The organism is Methanoculleus sediminis, from assembly GCF_001017125.1.
Classification (GTDB): Archaea; Halobacteriota; Methanomicrobia; order Methanomicrobiales; family Methanoculleaceae; genus Methanoculleus; species Methanoculleus sediminis.
Window position 1 is genome coordinate 21,188 of record NZ_JXOJ01000006.1, and the last position, 17,593, is coordinate 38,780.

Annotated in this window: 15 protein-coding genes; 3 read left to right on the forward strand and 12 right to left on the reverse strand. The window is 65.9% G+C overall.

The window, feature by feature from the left end:
- Positions 1–246 precede the first annotated feature (246 nt).
- On the reverse strand, positions 247–2,766 hold the full coding sequence (locus SZ63_RS10280) for a DUF3656 domain-containing U32 family peptidase (RefSeq protein WP_048185051.1): 2,520 nt from the start codon (positions 2,764–2,766) through the stop codon (positions 247–249).
- Positions 2,767–2,866: 100 nt separating this feature from the next.
- Here SZ63_RS10280 and SZ63_RS10285 point away from each other — a divergent pair, with 100 nt between their 5' ends.
- Together SZ63_RS10285 and SZ63_RS10290 are read left to right on the forward strand one after the other, a co-directional pair.
- Positions 2,867–3,667, forward strand: coding sequence for a pyrroline-5-carboxylate reductase family protein (locus SZ63_RS10285; protein ID WP_048185054.1), 801 nt, complete (start codon positions 2,867–2,869; stop codon positions 3,665–3,667).
- Positions 3,668–3,748: 81 nt separating this feature from the next.
- Entirely contained in the window at positions 3,749–4,378 is a 630-nt protein-coding gene (locus tag SZ63_RS10290) for a type I 3-dehydroquinate dehydratase (protein ID WP_048185057.1), read from the forward strand.
- 520 nt (positions 4,379–4,898) lie between these two features.
- Here SZ63_RS10290 and SZ63_RS10295 read toward each other — a convergent pair.
- The 9 genes from SZ63_RS10295 to SZ63_RS10335 all read right to left on the reverse strand — a co-directional run bounded on the left by SZ63_RS10295 (position 4,899) and on the right by SZ63_RS10335 (position 13,872).
- Positions 4,899–5,897: a chorismate synthase gene (locus SZ63_RS10295; RefSeq protein WP_048185061.1), complete on the reverse strand. Its 999-nt coding sequence runs from the start codon at positions 5,895–5,897 to the stop codon at positions 4,899–4,901.
- Positions 5,894–7,378 carry a shikimate dehydrogenase gene (gene aroE, locus SZ63_RS12490; protein WP_241481320.1) on the reverse strand — a complete coding sequence of 495 codons (1,485 nt, stop codon included), beginning with the start codon at positions 7,376–7,378 and terminating at the stop codon, positions 5,894–5,896. Before aroE ends, SZ63_RS10295 begins: the two co-directional genes overlap by 4 nt.
- Entirely contained in the window at positions 7,375–8,643 is a 1,269-nt protein-coding gene (gene aroA / locus SZ63_RS10305) for a 3-phosphoshikimate 1-carboxyvinyltransferase (protein ID WP_048185065.1), read from the reverse strand. The genes aroE and aroA overlap by 4 nt, the downstream gene beginning before the upstream one ends.
- Positions 8,640–9,431, reverse strand: a complete 792-nt coding sequence (locus SZ63_RS10310; protein ID WP_048185070.1) for a prephenate dehydratase — start codon at positions 9,429–9,431, stop codon at positions 8,640–8,642. The genes aroA and SZ63_RS10310 overlap by 4 nt, the downstream gene beginning before the upstream one ends.
- Positions 9,428–10,252 carry a prephenate dehydrogenase/arogenate dehydrogenase family protein gene (locus SZ63_RS10315; protein WP_048185073.1) on the reverse strand — a complete coding sequence of 275 codons (825 nt, stop codon included), beginning with the start codon at positions 10,250–10,252 and terminating at the stop codon, positions 9,428–9,430. The genes SZ63_RS10310 and SZ63_RS10315 overlap by 4 nt, the downstream gene beginning before the upstream one ends.
- Positions 10,253–10,257: 5 nt before the next feature.
- The gene (locus tag SZ63_RS10320; RefSeq protein WP_048185076.1) at positions 10,258–11,244 is read right to left on the reverse strand and encodes a 3-dehydroquinate synthase II; all 987 of its coding nucleotides are present in this window, start codon (positions 11,242–11,244) and stop codon (positions 10,258–10,260) included.
- A complete protein-coding gene (locus SZ63_RS10325; RefSeq protein ID WP_048185079.1) occupies positions 11,241–12,026 on the reverse strand; it encodes a 2-amino-3,7-dideoxy-D-threo-hept-6-ulosonate synthase in 786 nt (261 codons plus the stop codon). Before SZ63_RS10325 ends, SZ63_RS10320 begins: the two co-directional genes overlap by 4 nt.
- A gap of 4 nt (positions 12,027–12,030) precedes the next feature.
- Positions 12,031–12,822, reverse strand: coding sequence for a 2-amino-3,7-dideoxy-D-threo-hept-6-ulosonate synthase (locus SZ63_RS10330; protein ID WP_048185272.1), 792 nt, complete (start codon positions 12,820–12,822; stop codon positions 12,031–12,033).
- Between the two features lie 531 nt (positions 12,823–13,353).
- Positions 13,354–13,872, reverse strand: a complete 519-nt coding sequence (locus SZ63_RS10335) for a multiprotein bridging factor aMBF1 (RefSeq protein WP_338151821.1) — start codon at positions 13,870–13,872, stop codon at positions 13,354–13,356.
- A 30-nt stretch (positions 13,873–13,902) separates the two neighbouring features.
- Here SZ63_RS10335 and SZ63_RS10340 point away from each other — a divergent pair, with 30 nt between their 5' ends.
- Entirely contained in the window at positions 13,903–15,141 is a 1,239-nt protein-coding gene (locus tag SZ63_RS10340) for a proteasome-activating nucleotidase (RefSeq protein WP_048185085.1), read from the forward strand.
- A gap of 532 nt (positions 15,142–15,673) precedes the next feature.
- Here SZ63_RS10340 and SZ63_RS10345 read toward each other — a convergent pair.
- Complete coding sequence (locus SZ63_RS10345; protein ID WP_048185273.1) at positions 15,674–16,285, reverse strand: GNAT family N-acetyltransferase; 612 nt, start codon at positions 16,283–16,285, stop codon at positions 15,674–15,676.
- Between the two features lie 88 nt (positions 16,286–16,373).
- Entirely contained in the window at positions 16,374–17,579 is a 1,206-nt protein-coding gene (gene preA, locus SZ63_RS10350; RefSeq protein ID WP_048185088.1) for an NAD-dependent dihydropyrimidine dehydrogenase subunit PreA, read from the reverse strand.
- Positions 17,580–17,593 lie beyond the last annotated feature (14 nt).

Here is a 17,593-nt window from a genome sequence, read left to right on the forward strand (position 1 = left end):
TGCATCGCCCGTGGTAAGTATCACGCCCATCTTCGCGTCTTTTCGCGGCTTCGCGTGAGCAATGTGAGATGAAAGAGTTTCGCGCGAAGCCGCGAAGAACGCGAAGAGAAATGCGGAATAATGATGGGTGAGCACGCCTGAATCAATGCTTGAGGGGATCGGGGCTGTTCCACCTCGGCACTGACGGTTACCGGGTTCCGACCCGTCGATCCGGAATCTCCGGGGCTGATAGCGCCGTGCAGAGCATCACTCCAGAAGCCCCCGGACGAAGTGCCCGCCGGTGATGCCGCCGAGCGCCCGCCGTTTCACCTCGTCCTTGAGCGCGGGAAGGGCGCCGTGGTCTCCCCGGGCCGCGGCGTCGATCGCCGTCCGGTAGAGTTGGGCCATCTCCGCTGCGTAGCGGGCCCCCCGTTCCCGTGCGTCGATGACGACGGCGTCGATGCCCATCCCGGCGATCCGGGGCAGGCGGTCGATGAGAGAGGTCTCGACGGCGTTCGCGATGTAGGTCCGCCCCTCGCCGTCGCACCGGAGCGGGAAGACGCGGTTTCGTCCGTCCTGGAGACCCAGGAACCGGCCGTCCCCGATCCCCGCCGCGAGCCTGTCCTCGGTCACCATCGCCTCGACGTTGCCCTGCACGAGCACCTCGAGTCCGGGGGTATCCCCGGCCAGGGCCGCAAGCCCGGCAAGATCGTCGGCCGGGAGTTCGGGGGAGGCCGTGCACCGCAGGAAGAGCGGCGCGAGTTCCGCGGCGGTGCGGTGGTTCCAGAGGTTCAGTCCGGCAGCCCCGTAGAGCGCCATCCGGGGTTCGGCCCGCCGCACCGCGTCGGCAGCCCCGAGCCCGCTCACCATCACCCCGCGGACGCCCGCATCGTAAAGCGACGGGAGGAGGGGAACCGCAACGTCGAGGAAGGTGCGCCGGGCGATCGACGGCCATTTCCAGACGAGGTCCGCACCCCCCTCCCGGCAGACGGCGGCGGCCTCTTCGAGGATACCGGGAGCGGACACCTCCAGGTAGACGGTGCGGGCGCCGCCCCTGACGGCGGCCTCTGCCTCTTCGAGGGTACTGGTGTAGACCGAGACCGACGGAAGCCGGGGGTTCCGGGGAGCGCCCGCCGGCCGCTCCAGCCCGGCAATAGCCGCCTCGACCCTCTCCCGGGCCGCACGCACCGCATCCTCCCCGGGGCGGCGTCCGGCGAGCACCGCATCCTCGACTCTCTCCAGGAATGTCCGCCGGATCCGGTTCAACTCCCCGAGCGGGGCAAAGAGCCCGCCGGGGTAGCGGAGCTCCAGGCTCCGTATCGTAAACGGCGTCCCCCCGGTCTTTGTCAGCTGCTCCGCGATCTGCTCTTCGGTGAGCGGCCGGCTCCGTGCCGGCTCCATTGAGAGGTCGGAGCGGTAGCGCACCCGGAGCGGCTCGCTCCCCTGCAGATCGACGACCGCCTCGAGGTCGGGCGTCCCGTCCTCCCAGACGGCCGTCACGTCGAGCGGCAGCAGCCGCAGGGGCCTTTCCATGATCCGCTTCGCCCGCTCCTCGAGATCCGTGCTCTTCGTCAGGAAGACCCGGGCGCCGGCATCGACGGGTGCGGGGACGGAAAGCCGCACCGTGCCGGAGCGGACGGCGGGCGTGCCGCGGACGACCGCTCCTGCGTCGCGGTCGGGGTCGTCGGTGCAGAAGGCGAGCCCATCCCCGGAACGCAACGCGAGATCGGCGGCGAGACGCACGGTCGCCTCCCGCCGCTGCGGGTCGTAGCCAATGACCGTGCCGAGCGGGAGACCACGGTTTCCGGGCCGGTCGCGGGCCATGATATCGCGGGCGCCGAGGATGTAGCCTTCCGTGAACTCCCGGTTGAACGCAAGCGCAAGGTCGCGCATATCCTCCCGCGAGGGCGACCAGTCTTCCCCGGCGGCTATCGCGTCGAGAGCATGCCGGTAGATGGCCGTCACCGTGGCGACGTACTCCACCGAGCGCATCCTCCCCTCGATCTTGAGCGAGGCCACCGGCGAACGCGCGAGGAGGTCGAGGCGCGGGTACACCGAGAGGTCCCGGGTCGAGAGCAGGTAACGGTCCGATCCGGGCCTTGCCCGCAGGTCTTTCGGGCGCCCGTACTCGTCCGTCCCGGCGGTCACGAGCCGGTAAGGCTTCCGGCACGGCTGGGCGCACATCCCGCGGTTCCCGCTCCGTCCCCCGATGACCGAGGAGAGGAGGCACTGGCCCGAGTAGCAGTAGCAGAGCGCCCCGTGGGCGAAGACCTCGATGCCGATCCCCCGTGCCTCCGCATCCTCTGCGATACCCTTGATCTCGGACAGCGTGAGTTCCCGGGCGAGCACCACGCGGGAGAACCCCTCCCGTGCCGTCCGCGCCACGCCTTCCCGGTTGTGGATCGCCATCTGGGTCGAGGCGTGGAGAGGGAGGTCCGGGACGACCTCCCGGGCAAGCGCCGCCACCCCGATGTCCTGCACCAGGACGGCGTCGACCCCGATCTCGTAGAGCCGGAGGAGGTAGCGGGCGACGTCGGGGAGTTCGGCGTCCCGGACGAGGACGTTTACGGTGACGTAGACCCTGACTCCCCGGAGGTGCGCGTAACCGACGGCGTATTCGAGTTCCTCGTCGGAGAAGTTCGCCGCGTAGTGCCTGGCCCCGAACCGTCGCCCGGCAAGGTAGACGGCATCGGCACCGGCGGCAACCGCTGCGGCCAGCGCCTCCGGCGACCCGGCCGGCGCAAGCAGTTCCGGTGGCCCGGACGTCTGATGGTGATCGTGCGGCATCTGCTCCGTACCGTTTGCCCCGACGGCCTATATACCCACCCCGGGTGAGGCGGGTATCCTTTTTCGGGCAGGAGAGCGATGTGGAGAAGGGATCTGGAGTATGGATTGCATAGGAGTTATCGGCTACGGGCACATGGGCGGCATGCTGGTGAACGGGTTTCTCTCGTCCGGCGTGCTCGGCATCGATGAGGTCGTGGTCACGTCGAAGAGCCGGGAGAGCCGGGATGCATGCGCCGCGGCATGGCCGGGTATCGGCATCGCCAGAGCGAACGGGGAACTCGCCCGGCGGTGCCGCACGATCATTCTCGCCGTCAGGCCGCAGGAGGTGACAGAAGTCCTCCGCGAGATCGTCCCCCTGATGGACGGCGACGAGCATATCGTCTCGCTCGCCGCAGGCATCGGCCTCGCGGAGCTTGAGGGGCTGTTTTCGGGTTCGGTCACCCGGGTCGTTCCCACAATCTCCTCCACGGTCGGGCAGGGGACGACGCTTATCTGCCATGGGCGGCAGGTGGGCATGCACGACGCTCTCCGGGTGGAGGGGCTCTTCTCGTCCATCGGGAACGTGATGCTCGTCGAGGAGGAAGAACTCCCGGCGGCCACCATACTCTCGAGCTGCGGGCCGGGGCTGCTCGCTGCCGTCATCGAGGAACTGGCGGACGCTGCTGCCCGTGCGAGCGGTCTTTCGGCGGATCGGGCGCTTCAACTCGCAACGGAGACGGCCGCGGCTACGGCCGCCTATCTCCGGGAGACCGGCGAGACCCCCGGTGACCTGATCGGGCGGGTCGCGACCGGCGGCGGCGTCACGGAGGTCGGGGTGAAGGGGATCCGGGAACGGCTGCCGGAAGTCTTCGACGAGGCGGTCGCCGCCATGCTGGAGCGCTACGGTGCGGTGGGGAAGTGACGGCCGGCCGGGACCCCTCACGATCTCCGGGAGACTGCAGGCAGACTTTTAAGTGATAGGGCGGGAATACATCCGGTAAGTATGAAGATCGTCGTCTCTGTGGAGAATGCCGCCGCTATCGACGAGGTGGCGGAGTACAACCCGACGTTCATCGAGATCAGGCTTGACAGGATGGAGGGAGACCTGCTGGATCAGGTTCGTACGATTCGGGAGAAGACCGTCATCCCGCTGATTGCCACGCTCAGGAGCAGGGACGAAGGGGGCCGGTTTGTCGGCGATGCGGATCTCTGGGCCCGGATCGTCGGGCCGATAGCGCGATACGTCGATATCGTGGACGTGGAAGCACGTTACCGGGATCACGCGCCGTTCATCAAGAGCCAGGGAGTCCAGATCCTCGCGTCGCTGCACACGAACGAGATGCCCACCGTGCCGGAGCTCGGGCGGATCGACGAGATGCTCCGGTCATACGGCGACATCCCGAAGATCGTCGTGCGCCCTAAAACCCGGGAAGACCTCTTCGAACTCGTCCTCTTTACCCACCAGGCCCAGAAACCCATCTGCACGAGCATCATGGGCGCCGAGTTCCGCTACGCCCGCGCAATCCTGCCCCTCTTCGGGTCGGAGTTCACGTTCAGCCATGCCGGAACCCCGACGGCCGAAGGACAATACCATGTGCGGGAGATGCGGCAGATTGCGGATCTGCTGAAGTGAGGGGGGTTGGGGCTCGGGCCGACTACGCACCTGTGGTGCCTGAACTCTGTTCCTACCGGAACTCACACCTTCAGCCAGTCGCTAGTCCAAGACCTTCGGTCTTCTCCAGCGATGTCCCCATGGGACATCGCCTATCGCCATGCACTGCCTCCGCCCCTGTGGGGCGGAGGAGGAGGCCGGAGGCCGGGTGAGGTGGGGTTTACAGATGTCTGCGTACAAGGTAGAGACAGGGGAGGGGGCATGCCCCCCTCGCACCTGTCGGTGCTCAAGCTCGCTACGCTCGCACTTCCCACCTGACGGTGGTCGAGCTCCGGGCGTTCCGCCCATCGCACTCCCCGTCAGCCCCTCCCCCAATGGCGATACTTATTGGGAAGCCGTGGATGAGTGCGCAGGATACGAAGTAGTTAGACCCCCCATTTGTCTGGTGGATGGGAGCGTCGGATAGTATACAGGTTTACGCGGCCGACAGGTGCCTGAATTTAAGAGGACTGCAGGCCGCGGAGCCTGGATCCTGCTCTCCTTATTTCCCAAATCCCCGGTACTTCGCCTGCTCGAGCATCGCATCCAGGAGAACCATCGCGAGCATGCACTCCGCGACCGGAACGACCCGCGGCGCGATGCAGGGGTCGTGCCGCCCTTCGATTGATATCTCCCGCTCCTTCCCGGCGATGTCGACGGTCTGCTGTGCCCTGCGTATCGAGGGCGTTGGCTTGACGGCAAGCCGGACGACAATATCCTGCCCGGTGCTGATCCCGCCGAGGACGCCGCCCGCATGGTTGCTTGCAAACCCGGTTTCGGTGATCGGATCGTTCATCTCGCTCCCGAGGAGCCGGGCGGCGCCGAACCCCTCGCCGAGTTCGACGCCCTTCACCGCACCGATCCCCATCATCGCCCCGGCGATGGCGGCGTCGAGTTTCCCGAATACCGGGTCGCCGAGTCCCGCCGGGCACCCCGAGGCCGTCACCTCGACGATGCCGCCCACGGAGTCGCCGGCATCACGGGCGGCACGGATCTCCGCTTCCATCGCTTCCGGATCCGTCGCGGCGTGCACTTCGATAACCCGCCCCCTGATCACGATGCCGCAGGGTTCGAGGCAGCGGACCGCCACCGCTCCGGCCGCAACCCGGGCAAGGGTCTCCCGGCCCGAACTCCTCCCGCCGCCGCGGTGATCGCGCAGCCCGTACTTCTCCTGCCAGGTGTAGTCCGCGTGCCCCGGCCGGAATACGTCCCGGAGCGCGTCGTAGTCCTCCGACCGGACATCCCGGTTCCTGACGAGAAGCGCGATCGGGGCGCCGGTCGTCTTTCCTTCAAAAATCCCCGAGAGGATCTCCACCCGGTCGGTCTCCTGCCGGCCGGACTCGAGCGGGCCCTTCCCCGGCCGCCTGCGGTCGAGGTAGGGCTGGATATCCGCCTCCGTGATGGGGATGCCGGGCGGGCAGCCGTCGACGACCGCGCCCACCGCCAACCCATGGCTCTCGCCGAACGTCGTGCACCTGAAGTTTCTTCCGAATGTGTTCATGCAAGCATCTCCCGAACCAGTTCAGGCGTGACGCGAATCCCGGTGATCAGCCGGAACTGCTCCGCCGCCTGGTGGACGAACATCTCCGTGCCGGGTATCGTCTCGCACCCGGCTTCTCTCGCCGCCCTGATGAGAGGCGTCTCCGGCGGCGTGTAGACGAGGTCGAAGACCGCCGTCCCCCGCTCGAGGTCGTTCGCGGCAAGCAGGCTCCGGGTGTCGGGCTCCATCCCGACCGGGGTCGTGTGCACCACAACATCGGCGTCGCTCCCCTTGAACTCTTCGAGGCTGCCCCACCGGCACCTGAACCGTTCGGCGAGCGTCCTCGCCGCCTCCGGCCGCCGGGCAAGCACCGTCACGTCCATATCGAGCGAGCGAAGGGCGTAGACCGCCGCGGCCGCCGCGCCCCCGGCGCCGAGCACAACCGCCCGGGCGCCCCGCCGGTGGGCGAGCGGGATCTGTACCCCCAGCCAGTCGGTGTTATGGCCGTACATCCTCCCGCCGCACCGCACAACGGTGTTCGCCGCACCGATCGCCGCGGCGTGCTCGTCGACCTCATCAAGATAATGCATCACATCGGCCTTGAACGGGATGGTGACGGATAAGCCCTTCAGGGGGAGGAGGTTTGCGAGGCGGACGATGATTCCCGCGTCCGGCCACTCGAAGCGGGTGTAGTGATAGTTCATCCCGAAGTGTTCAAAGAGCCGGTTGTAGAGGAGCGGGCTCCTGCTGTGGGCGCAGGGGTTCCCGGCGATGCCGCACACCATGAGACCCGGATCCCGGTCGACCATCTCCCGGACGGCGGAAAGCCCGAACTGCTCAAGGAGGACATCGCGTTCATGACTTCGCGTCTTCACGTCTTCGCGTGAAACAAGAATGTGGGGATGGGGATCCGGCCGCACGCGAAGCCGTGAAGTTCGCGAAGGGAGTGTCAGGCTGCGGGAAAACTTCGCATCTTCGTGTTTCTCGTCCGGGGAGATGTCGGCTTCCCCACCGATCTCCCGGACGATCAGATCCGCGACCTCTCCCGGAGCATGCCTCCCGGTATCGATGCAGATGTCGGCCGCACCGAGGTAGGCCTCCTTTCTCCGGAGAAGGAGCGTGCGCACCTCTTCTTCCGGGGGGAGAGCGGTCAGCCCCGGCCGGTCGCTCCCGGCGATCCGCTCATGGATGACCCCGGGCGGGGCGGTGAGGAGGAAGACCCTGCCGTGCCGCCGGAGATCCGCGACGTTTGCCGGGTCGCATACCGCCCCGCCGCCGGTTCCGATCACGCCCTCCGCATCCCGGAGCGACGCGACGACCTCCCGCTCCAGGGCGCGGAAGTGCGGTTCACCATACTGCCGAAAGAGCTCCGGGATCGGCATCCCGGCCCGCTGCTCGATGAGCGCATCGGTGTCGTAGAACGGCAGCCCGAGGCGAGCCGCGAGGATCCGCCCGACCGAGGTCTTCCCGGTCCCCCGGAATCCGACAAGGACGACCCTCACAGCAGCCCCTCCCCATAGAGCGCCTCCCAGAACCCGGGAAAGGACTTCTCCACGCATTCGGGGTCACGGATCGCCATCCCCCCGACCGCGAGGCCGAGCACGGCAAACGCCATCGCCGTCCGGTGATCGTCGTGCGGGTCGACGGCCACGCCGTGGAGGGGGGCGGGCGTGACCGTGAGGGAGTCCTCCGTCACCTCGACCCCCGCCCCCATCCGCCGGAGGGTATCCGCCGTCACCCCGACGCGGTCGCTCTCCTTGTACTGCAGGTGCGCCGTGCCGGTGATCGTCGTCGGCGACCCTGCCGTCGCCGCAACCGCCGCGAGCGTCTGGACGGTGTCGGGGGACGAGGACATATCGATCTCGATACCCTCGAGATCGCCCGTCCGCTCCACCGTCACCGCATCGGCGCCGGCGGTCACCCGGCACCCCATCGCCTCGAGGGCGTCGAGGAACCGGCGGTCGCCCTGGACAGAGGTTGGGTTCAGGCCCGTGACCGTGACCCTCCCGCCGCAGACGGCCGCGACCGCGAAGAGGTAGGAGGCCGAGGAGTAGTCTCCCTCGACCCGGTAATCTCTTCCCCGGTAGGCTCTACCGCTCTCCACCCGGAACCATTCGTAACCCCGCCGCTCGATCTGCGCCCCGAACCCGAGCATCACGTCCGCGGTCACGTCGAGGTAGGACCGGGATGCCGGGGTTGCCGGGAGCGTGAGTTCCACGTCCTCCTCCGCGTAGGGCGCCGCCATCAGGATGGACGAGACGAACTGGCTGCTGATGCTTCCGTCGATCGCCGTCCTCCCGCCCCGGAGCCTGCCGGAGATGCGGATGGGGGGGAACCCCGGCTCGCCGACAAACGCGACGTCGCCGCCGAGGGCCCGGAGCGCCCCGGCAAGGGGGCCGACCGGCCGCTCGAGCATCCGGGAACTCCCCGTCAGCACCACCGGGTGCTGCGAGAGGAGCGCCGACGAGGTGAGGAGCCGGAGCGTCGTCCCGGAGTTCCCGCAGTCGATGGTCACCTCTCCCGGTGCGGGGAAGGTGCCGCCGCAGCCGGCGACGGCGATCTCCCCCGGCAGCCACTCGAGTTGCACCCCGAGGGCTTCAAGCCCCCGGGCGGTCAGTTCCGTATCGGCCGCCCGGAGCGGGCCTTCGATCCGCGTTCTCCCTGTCGCAAGCGCTCCCGCGATCAGCGCCCGGTGGGTATAACTCTTGGAAGGCGGCGCCGGAAACGCCGCGTCGACCGGGCCGGTCTGCGACACGCGGACGATCATATCGGCACCTCCATGCGGGCGTAGCACCCGAGTTCCCTGACGGTGGTCATGCTCTTGAGTTCCTCCTTTGCTTCCCGCCATCCTTCGGCGGTCTCCATGTCGATGAAGAACAGGTACTTCCCCATACCCCGGCGGGACGGCCGCGACTCGATCCGGGTCAGGTTGATCCCGCGCCGGGCGAAGACCGCGAGGATGTCGGCAAGGAGCCCGACCCGGTCGAGTTCGGGGTCGACGAGGAGGCTGCACTTCGTGCACCCCGCGATTCCGCGGGGGACGGCGGATATCTCGACGAACCGGGTGGTGTTGTCCCTGCTGTTCTGGACGTCACGGACGGCAATCGGAAGGCCGTAGATCCGCGCCGCCGTCTCCGAGACGATGGCGCCGGCGTGCTCGTCCCTCTGCATCGCCATCGCGCTCGCCGCATTGCTGCTCGTGTGCACGACCTCCACCCCGAGGCTGTCGAGGAGGACGGAGCACTGCTCGTGCGTCTGCGGGTGGGCGTAGACGACCGGGAGGCTTGCGGGGTCTCCCCGGGCCGCGAGGTGGTGCCGGACGGGCATGTAGGCCTCTCCGGTGATCGAGACCGCGAACTCCATCAGCCCCTGGAGCGTCTCCCCGACGCCCCCCGCCTCCGAGTTCTCGATCGGCACGAGCCCTTTCGCTCCACCGGCCGCCACGCGTTTGATGATGGCGCGGATCGTCGGCAGGAGTTCGACATCGTCGCCGTAGAGCCTGGCCGCGAGTTCGTGGCTGACCGTCCCGGCAGGTCCGAGCGTTGCGACGGTCATCGGCTCACCACGTGGCTGATGAGGTCGTCGGTCTCTTCCGTCGCGGCCCGGAGATACGAGGCATAGTGATCGGCGTTCCGGGCAAAGAAGTCCCGGAACCGTTCGTCGTCCCCGGACTCGACGATCTCGCGGAGCGTCCGGACAGCCTCCTCGAACCCGGCGAGCACCTCCGGGACGGCCGGGTTCATCTGCAGCATGTCGCCGTAGAGCCCCGCATCCTGGGCGAGGAGCCGTCCGACGAGCCCCATCTCGATCCGGTAGATCGGGCTCGTGAACCGGAGGGTCTCCGCGGCGTCGGCGCCGGTCCGGCGGATGGCTTCCGCCTTTGCGAGCGTTCCGAAGTGGGTGAGCCCCTGGATCACCGCCATCATCCGGTCGTGGTCTTCGGGTGTCGAGAGGGTGATCGCCGCCCCCTGGTCGCGGAAGACCGATAAGAGTCCTTCAAGGGTCTCGGGACTGCACCTGGCCGGGGTTGCGACGATCGTCTGGCCCTGGAGCGACGCAGCGCCGGGCCCGAACATCGGGTGGAGCCCGATCACCTCCGCACGGGAGGCGAGCATCGCCCGGACGGGTTCGGCCTTGAGGGAGGTGAGGTCGCAGAAGACCTGCTCATCCGAGAGGAGCGGCGCGACTTCCCGGATCACCCCGACGGTGGCGCGGATGGGGACCGATACCATGACGAGGTCCGCCGTCTCCGCGATGGCGCGGGCGGTGAGCGAGGTCTTTCTCCCCGAGACGATCGTCTCCCAGCCGGCGGCCTGAAAGACCCCGGCAAAGAACCGTCCCATCTGTCCCGTGCCGCCGATGATGCCTGCAAGCATTCCCGTCACTTCTCCAGGATCGTCTCTTTGACGGCGACGCCGAAGTGCCGCCCGCCCTCCGCGACGCTGCCGAGCACCCTGTCGCCGACCGCGAGGGCGGCGACCGATACGGCTGTCCCGTCCTCCCGGACGAGCCGGATCGTCTCGGCGTTCTGGAGAACCAGGCTCACCGTCGCGTCGCCGGCCTTCGCCTCGACGAGGAGGAGCGGGCGGCGCTCGATCTTCACCCTTCCGACGACCGCGTCGTGGGTCGGGCCGGTATGCTCCGCGACGAGCACCCTGTCGCCCACCGCGAGGTCGGCGAGGTACGCGGTCTTCCCGCCGGGGAGGAGGATGTAGGCGTGCACCGCCCCGGCGTTCACCCGGAACGGTCGCGGCGCCACGTAGGGATTCTCCAGGGTCTCGGGGTGCACCATCAGGAACGCCGAGGAGGTGTTGCCGACGAGCATCCCTTCCCCGTCGGCGAGGATCGAGCAGGTGTCGACGCAGACCCTATCCCCCATCCCGACGGGGACGATCCGGGTCACCTCGAACGGGACGAGAGGAACCTCTTCGCCGGCGCCGGCGACCGTCTTCGCGACCCGCCGGATCTCCGCCGGATCGTCGGTCGCAAGGAGGATGCCCGCCGCCCCGCGTTCGAGGACGGTCAGGGCGACCTTCGCCTCTTCGGCGCTTCCGACCGCGGCGACGATCCGGTCGGACTGCGCGACGAGGTTCTCGAGCGGGATGACCGTCCAGTCTCCTGTCCGGACGATGACAAGACCCTCGCGGGAGAGCCGGAGCGCCTCCTCCTCGGTCTCTTTATCGACGATCTCGATCTCGAAGACGTCTTTTCCGGGGACGAGGTCGCCGTTCTCTGCGACGGTCGTCACCCGGCCGAGTTCCCGGACGCGTTCCGCATTCTCGACGAACAGGGCGTCGGCACCGCTCTCGAGCGCGGTCGTCGCGAGATCCTTCCTCCACGGCCGGAGATCGACCCAGAAGAGTTTCATCGCTCCTTCCCCAGGGCGTCGGCCGGACTTATCCCCTGGTGAACCACCCGGGATATCGCGGCGATGAACCGGGCGGGATCGTCGCGCTGGAAGGCGTTCCTTCCCATACAGACGCCCGCCGCGCCCGCGTCGATCGCGTCGCGGATGGTCGCGAGCGTCTCCATATCCCCGCCCTTCTCGCCGCCGGCGATCATCACCGGCACCGAGCAGGCGGCGGTGATCCGGCGGAACGTCTCCGGATCCCCGGTGTAGTTCGTCTTGATGAGGTCGGCCCCGAGTTCTTCCGCCACCCGGACGCAGTGCCCGATCGACTCCGGTGAGGTGGGATCGATCCCCTTGCCGCGGGGGTAGATCATGATCAGGAGCGGTATCCCCCAGCGGTTGCACTCCCGCACCACCTCGCCCGCCGACTCGATCATCCTCGACTCGTTGGGCGCGCCGAGGTTGATGTGGATCGAGACCGCGTCGGCGCCGAGCGCGACCGCCTCCTCCACGGTGCAGACGAGCACCTTGTCGTTCGGATCGGGGTTCATCGACGTGCTCGCGGAGAGGTGCACGATGAGCCCGATATCCTTTCCGTGCTTCCGGTGCCCCCCCTTCACCATGCCCTTGTGGAGCACGATGGCGTTCGCCCCGCCTTCGCTCACCGCATTGACCGTCTCTGTCATGTTGCAGAGCCCTTCGATCTGGCCCATCGTGAACCCGTGATCCATGGGGATGACCACGGCGCGGCCGGTGTTCCTGTCCATTATCCGCTCAAGGCGGATCTCTTTTCCAATCATGTTATCACGTCCTCAAGATCTCGACCGCTTCCTCTGCCGACCGCCCTTCATGAATGATCAGTGCGGCGGCACGGATAAGGCGATCGGGCGCCGGGTGCTGGAAGGCGTTCCTCCCGATCGATATCCCGGCGGCACCGCCCTCCATCGCGCCCTCGACCAGGTCGAGGATCGCCCGATCGTCGGTCTTCGAACCGCCCGCGACCACGACCGGCACCGGGCATCCTCTCGTCACCTCCCGGAACGAGTCCGCATCCCCGGTGTAGACGGTCTTCACGATATCGGCGCCGAGCTCCGCCGCCACCCGTGCGGAGAGTTTGACGCTCTCGAGGTCGTGCTCGTCGCTGACCTTCCTGCCCCGCGGGTACATCATCGCGAGGAGCGGCATCCCCCACTCCATGCAGGCGACCGCGACTCTGCCCAGGTCTTCAAGCATCCGTGCCTCGGAGTCGGCGCCGACGTTGATGTGCACCGATACGCCGTCGGCGCCCATCTTCAGGGCGTTCGTGACGGTGTTGACGAGCACTTTGTCGTTCGGGTCGGGTCCGATGCTGGTGCTCGCCGAGAGATGCATGATGAGGCCGACGTCCCGCCCGTGCCCCCTATGGCCGTGCAGCGCAAGCCCCACGTGGCCGATGACCGCGTTCGCTCCCCCCTCGGCGACGAGGTCGATGGTTCTCCCTACGTCGACCAGCCCCGGGATGGGGCCGAGCGTCACCCCGTGGTCGAGCGGCACGATGATGGTCCTGCCGGTGTTCCGATCCATGATACGTTCCAGACGAATCTCTTTTCCTCTCATAACCATAGTCCTCCCCGGATTTTGATGATGCAATCTTTCCGGGAGTAGTTAAAACTGGATAAACCAGGTAAAATAGCGATAGAACGCTGCCGCTCCAACATTACGGATATCGGCTGTAGAAAACTTGCAGATCGCTTCTGCGCACGCGGCGGCTACTCCGTTAACCGAGATAAAAGCGGTCACCGGCGAAAAAACATCCACCACGCATTGGCTATACCGTTATGTGTCCATGTATAAAAATATGCCGGATTTGCACGCGGGAGGAGAATCCGGGGCGGGAGATGGCCCGGCGGAAAAAAGTATGCGGTTTGTCTTATTTCGGCTTTGTTGAAACCCTCTCCCGGAGGATGAATTATCTCCGGATAATCCATGTCTCACCGACGCACGCGAAGGCGCGAAGAACGCGAAGTCTGGATGGGTATTGACTGTCTCCCTTCGCGACTTCGCGGCTTCGCGTGAGACCCACATCACCCGCCTCTATCGGCAACCGAATGTTATCCAGGGGTTGTGGAAAGCATTTCAACAGGGCCCTTATTTCCGGCTCTTTTTGAACGATATGACATCGCCGACGGTCATGGTCACCCGGCCGGGCCCGCCCGTGGAGATGCTGTCTTCAGCCGAGTCGATCAGCCTGATATTGAGTGCTTTCTCGAGTTTCTTCCGGACATCGTCTTCAGGGATGAGGTCGCCCTTCTCGATCTTCTTGACCAGGATCTCACGCTCCTTGATCGCCCGTGCAAGGTCGAGCGTGGACCACTCCTTCTCTTCCCGTGCCGCCCGGATACGGTCGGCGTAATCGTCGACGAGTTCTCCTTCCATCAGGTCAAAGACGTCCCGTGGCCTCCTCCTGGGAGCCTGCGGGCCGGCGAGTCCCGGCTTCGTCTGCGGGGCACCTTTTCGTCGCGGTTGCTGGACTTCTGTACCGTGTTTCGCACATCGAGCGCAGACGCAGAGCTCTGCACCCTCGATCTGGATGGTTTTCGACGGTCCCACTATAGGAGCGCCGCATAGTTCGCACTGCATAAGTCTCGCAAACAACTTTATATTCATTTTAACCTATATAATTAATCGAGGAGACCTATGGGAGATATCGCTCGGCAGGCACCAGAGAAGGATACCGGTGAAGACATCTACCAGTATCTCCTGGAACGGATTACGAACCTCGAAAACCGAAACCTGGAGCTACGCGAGCAGTTCCGCCAGATGGAGTCCGAGAAACGATACGTTGAAACCCAGAAGATCCGCTACGAGCGGGAACTCCGAAAACTCAAAAGCGAGATCGAGCAGCTCAGAAGCCCTCCTCTCGTGATCGGAACAGTTACCGACGTTATCGACAACAGCCGCGTGATCGTGCGGAGCAGTGCAGGGCCGCGATTCCTGGTCCGTACGTCCCAGCTCATCGACCCCGATCTCCTCAAACCGGGTGTGCGGTGTACGCTCAACCAGCAGTCCCTCGCGATCGTGGACGTGCTCCCCACGAGCTACGACGCGCAGATCTACGGCATGGAGCTGGTGGAGTCACCGGAGGAGACCTACGAGAACATCGGCGGCCTTGAACCGCAGATCGAGGAGATCCGCGAAGCCGTCGAACTCCCCCTGACGAAACCGCAGCTCTTCGAGAAGGTCGGCATCTCCCCGCCGAAGGGTGTTCTCCTCTACGGCCCGCCCGGCACGGGGAAGACCCTCCTCGCACGGGCGGTGGCCCACCAGACGAACGCACACTTCCTCCGCGTGGTCGGTTCGGAACTGGTGCAGAAGTACATCGGCGAAGGCGCCCGCCTGGTCCGGGAGCTCTTCGACCTCGCGAAGCAGAAGGCGCCGTCGATCATCTTCATCGACGAGATCGACGCAATCGGTGCGCACCGGAACGACTCGACCACCTCCGGCGACCGCGAAGTCCAGCGGACGCTGATGCAGCTCCTGGCGGAGATGGACGGGTTCGACAACCGGGGCGACGTCAAGATCGTCGCTGCGACGAACCGGATCGATATCCTCGACCGCGCCCTCCTCCGCCCGGGCCGGTTCGACCGGATGATCGAGATCCCGCTCCCCGACCACCAGGGGAGGCTTGCGATCTTAAAGATCCACACCCAGCACATGAACATCGGCGAGGACGTCAACCTCTCGGAAGTCTCGCGGCTGACGGAGGGCAAGAACGGCGCCGACCTCCGGGCGATATGCATGGAGGCGGGCATGTTCGCCATCAGGATGGAGCGCGACGCCGTCAACAGCGACGATTTCATGAAGGCGATCGACAAACTCTCGGTGGACTTCGACCGCCACCACTTCCACACCACCTTCGGCGAGATGTTCGCCTGAAGGATATCTTTTTTTGGCTCCGTTGAACCCCTTTTCTGGTCTTCATTCCTTACCTTGATGAGGTTGGTGCTGGGCCCGGCTTGTCCCCATGCAGTGGACCGTGGGACTATCGCCTCGGGGGTGTGCGACTGTCGGGACGACAGGAGCACGAGAAACTCGAAGAGTTTCGAGGGGACAAAGGGGAGTGCGAGCGCAGCGAGCATGAGAAGACCGAAGGTCTTCGAGGAGGCCATGCCCCCCTTCGCACCTATCGGTGCTCAAGCTCGCTTCGCTCGCACTCCGCACCCTTCGGGTGCTCATGCTCCGGCCGTCCCGCCCGTCGCACTCCCCGTCAGCCCCTCCCCCAAGGGCGATACTCCCTTGAAATCCGTGCTAGGATGACTGCAGAAACATACCAGATACGAGGGAATGTGAACACCGTCAGGTGCGTTTCACTGCGATCGTGACTGTGCCTGTTCTGCAGAGCAAGCCCGGTTCCAGGAACAACTGTCCGAAGAGACCTTCAACAAGGCCCTTTTTGAATATCGGGTTGTTAAACCGCAACCGAATGCTCTGCCGTGAACGTCTCCCCCAGTCTCGAAAGACGCTCCAGGGCAAGATCGCTCTTTAGAAGGCCGAAGATCAGGCGATCGTGATATCCGCCCCCGGCATGCCAGTACCGTCTCTGGGTACCCTCCAGGACAAAGCCGCACCTCTCCATCACCCGCCGTGATGCCGTATTGCCGGCAACGGTGTCGCCGTTCAGCCGGTAGCCCTCGAGCACGATGAACGCGAAGTAGACCAGGAAGGTGCAGGCCAGGGTGCCGTAGCCTCTTTTCCAGTATATATCGTCGAGCTGGTAGCCGATCAGAAACGATCCGGGGTTGAAATCGACCGGCAAGAGAGCACACTGCCCGACGAAATCCCCGGCATCTTCCAGTCTTGCCGTGAAGACGTGGTGATCCGGCATCCTCCCCTCCGCGAGCGCCGCCCACATCTCCCCGATCAGGGGAAGAAAATAGGATCGCGTGGCCTCATCCGTATTTGGCTCGAAAAACAGCCACCTGCAAACCGACTCCTTCGAGAGCATCCGGGATATATCGGGGAGGTCGTGCTCGGTGCAGTAGGAGAACCTCATACCGCCGCCGATCCAGCTCTGCTGCATGCCGTAGTGTTCGATCTCTCCGCATATAAGAAGAGGGCCCCGGGCACCGATATCTGTGCAGGCCGGCATTCAGCCGGCAACCGGGAGTTCACGCTCCGGACAGCATGACGATCACGCCTTCGGGACAGACATGGGAGCAGAGGCTGCACCCGTCGCACCGGTCTCTATCGATCGCGACCTCTCCGCCCACCATCGAGATGGCATGGTATCCGCCGTCGCGGCAGGCCGTCACGCAGCGGCCGCAGGATCTGCACCGTTCGGGAAAAACCCTCGCCGCGAAACGGTGAACGCTTCGGGAGAGGGCCGCGTGCGTTCCGATGAGGGGAAGGGCGCGGCCCCTGAGTGCCCCGACGCCCGCAAACTGCTTGCGTAAAAGGTATCCCGAGAGACCCGCGTTCATCCCGCGGATGATTCCCGCCCCCTCCCACATCACGGCCGTGCAGACCTGGACCGCCGACGCCCCGGCCGCTATGTACTCGGCGGCGTCCTGCCAGCGGGAGATGCCGCCGATACCCATGAGGGGCACCGGGAGTTCCCGGGCAATCTGCGAGATCATCTTCAGGCCGATGGGTTTCACCGCGGGCCCCGAGTATCCCCCGTAGGTGCTGAAGCCGGCAACCGGGGGGTTGGGTTCGAGCGTCTCGAGGTCGATGCCCATCAGGCACTGGACGGTGTTGATAGCAGCGAGGATATCGGCGCCGGCGTCCACCGCAGCCCCTGCAACCGGCACGATATCCGTCACGTTGGGGGTGAGTTTGACGATCAGGGGGACCGTGGCGACCTGCCGCACCGCCCGGGTCGCCTCGCGGACGAGATCGGGGTGCTGGCCGATGGCCGCACCGACTCCCCGTTCCGGCATCCCGTGGGGGCAGGAGACGTTCAGCTCGATCGCGTCCGCACCCGCATCCTGAACGGTGCAGGCGAGTTCCTGCCATTCCCCCGGGTCGGGAGAAGCCATGATGCTCGCGACCAGGACACGGTCGGGGAACTCCTTCTTCGTCGCGGCAACCTCTCCGGTCCAGTAGGATACGCTCTTCCTGCTCAGGAGTTCGATGTTCTCAAAGCCGAGGAGGCCCGAGTTCCCGTCTTTCCAGGCCGCAAACCGGGGCGAGACGTCCCGGATCTCCATCGCGTCCGGAACGATGGTCTTCGTGACCGCACCCGCCCAGCCGAGCCGGAACGCATGCCGGATCTGTTCGCCGGAAGCGGTCGGCGGACCCGAGGCGAGCAGGAACGGGTTCCCGAGCGCGAGCGGACCGACAGTTGTCTCGAGGGAGGGATCAGTTGCGGGCATACGGTTCTTCCTTA

Bases quoted from the DNA above. Each gene is read 5' to 3' on its own strand.
- SZ63_RS10280 (WP_048185051.1), bottom strand. From the start codon at position 2,766: ATGCCGCACGATCACCATCAGACGTCCGGGCCACCGGAACTGCTTGCG.
- SZ63_RS10285 (WP_048185054.1), top strand. From the start codon at position 2,867: ATGGATTGCATAGGAGTTATCGGCTACGGGCACATGGGCGGCATGCTG.
- SZ63_RS10290 (WP_048185057.1), top strand. From the start codon at position 3,749: ATGAAGATCGTCGTCTCTGTGGAGAATGCCGCCGCTATCGACGAGGTG.
- SZ63_RS10295 (WP_048185061.1), bottom strand. From the start codon at position 5,897: ATGAACACATTCGGAAGAAACTTCAGGTGCACGACGTTCGGCGAGAGC.
- aroA (WP_048185065.1), bottom strand. From the start codon at position 8,643: ATGATCGTCCGCGTGTCGCAGACCGGCCCGGTCGACGCGGCGTTTCCG.
- SZ63_RS10310 (WP_048185070.1), bottom strand. From the start codon at position 9,431: ATGACCGTCGCAACGCTCGGACCTGCCGGGACGGTCAGCCACGAACTC.
- SZ63_RS10315 (WP_048185073.1), bottom strand. From the start codon at position 10,252: ATGCTTGCAGGCATCATCGGCGGCACGGGACAGATGGGACGGTTCTTT.
- SZ63_RS10320 (WP_048185076.1), bottom strand. From the start codon at position 11,244: ATGAAACTCTTCTGGGTCGATCTCCGGCCGTGGAGGAAGGATCTCGCG.
- SZ63_RS10325 (WP_048185079.1), bottom strand. From the start codon at position 12,026: ATGATTGGAAAAGAGATCCGCCTTGAGCGGATAATGGACAGGAACACC.
- SZ63_RS10330 (WP_048185272.1), bottom strand. From the start codon at position 12,822: ATGAGAGGAAAAGAGATTCGTCTGGAACGTATCATGGATCGGAACACC.
- SZ63_RS10335 (WP_338151821.1), bottom strand. From the start codon at position 13,872: ATGAATATAAAGTTGTTTGCGAGACTTATGCAGTGCGAACTATGCGGC.
- SZ63_RS10340 (WP_048185085.1), top strand. From the start codon at position 13,903: ATGGGAGATATCGCTCGGCAGGCACCAGAGAAGGATACCGGTGAAGAC.
- SZ63_RS10345 (WP_048185273.1), bottom strand. From the start codon at position 16,285: ATGCAGCAGAGCTGGATCGGCGGCGGTATGAGGTTCTCCTACTGCACC.
- preA (WP_048185088.1), bottom strand. From the start codon at position 17,579: ATGCCCGCAACTGATCCCTCCCTCGAGACAACTGTCGGTCCGCTCGCG.